The following is a 1,169-nucleotide window of genomic DNA, read 5'->3' as shown; positions in this document are numbered from 1 at the left end:
CCGGGGCATCGGAGGCGGCGCGGATGGGCAGCGTAGTCTTGATTGGACTAGACCTGTCATCGAACGCCGACGCATGCCGACGAAGGATGGCCAAGGCCGGGCAGATTTCGCTCGACGGAGACGAATCAGCGCTCGAGACGCTGGGAGGGTTGCTCGATACCTTCGATCCCAGTTTCAATATCGTCACACCGTAACGAAGGGAGAGCTCTCGATGTGCACACGCTTGGTCTACCTGGGGCCCAACGACACTGTGATCACGGCTCGATCGATGGATTGGAAGGTCGACCTCGGAACGAACCTCTGGGCGTTCCCACGCGGCATGACCAGAGAGGGTTGCGCGGGTCCGAACTCGATCCAGTGGACGTCGAAATACGGAAGTGTTGTCGCGACGGCCTACGACATGTGCACGACCGACGGCGTCAACGAGGCTGGGTTGTCGGCCAATCTCTTGTGGTTGGTCGAGTCCGAGTATCCGACGTACGACGGTTCGAGCCCGGGATTGTCGATCGCGGCGTGGGCGCAGTACGTCCTGGACAGCTTTGCGACAGTTCGGGAAGCGGTCGAAGTGCTGTCGTCGGAACCGTTCACGGTGGTGACCGCTGCCGTTCCGGGCGAAGACCGCCTCGCCACGCTGCACATGTCGCTTTCGGACGCTGGGGGAGACAGCGCGATCATCGAGTACATCGGTGGACGTCCGACGATTCACCACAGCCGCGAGTACCAGGTGATGACCAATTCACCCATCTTCGATCAGCAACTCGCCGTCAACGAGTACTGGAAGCAGATCAACGGAACCGTCATGCTGCCCGGAACCAACCGTGCCGCTGACAGATTCGCCCGGGCGTCGTTCTACGTGGATGCGATACCGCAGACGGACGATCCTCGATCGGCCTTGGCATCCACTTTCAGCGTCATCCGGAATGTTTCGGTACCCCTGGGTATTTCGACTCCCGACGAGCCCAACATCTCGTCGACCAGATGGCGCACGGTCGTCGACCACAAACGTGCGCTTTATTTCTTCGAATCCGCGATGACGCCGAATACCTTCTGGGTGGACGTGGCGTCGATGGATCTCGGAGCCCGGCCAGGAGCGAGGCCAGTACGGCACCCACCCGGCCCGCGCCTCGCACCTGCACGCGCTGCGAGCGCCGCGCGGCCAGCTGCCCGAT

General features: G+C 61.9%; 2 protein-coding genes. Both read left to right on the top strand.

What is annotated here, in order from left to right; translation table 11 throughout:
• Positions 1–194, top strand: a 194-nt coding sequence (locus ABT116_RS48535) for an alkyl sulfatase C-terminal domain-containing protein (protein WP_351647940.1), incomplete at its 5' end; no start/stop codon positions are given.
• 74 nt (positions 195–268) lie between these two features.
• Positions 269–1,169, top strand: a 901-nt coding sequence (locus tag ABT116_RS48530; protein ID WP_351647938.1) for a linear amide C-N hydrolase, incomplete at its 3' end; no start/stop codon positions are given.

This window comes from Streptomyces sp. NPDC002130 (genome assembly GCF_040296465.1).
In the GTDB taxonomy this organism is placed as follows: domain Bacteria; phylum Actinomycetota; class Actinomycetes; order Streptomycetales; family Streptomycetaceae; genus Streptomyces.
The sequence above is the reverse complement of the archived record's forward strand: the minus strand, read 5'-3'. Positions and strand labels throughout refer to the sequence as shown.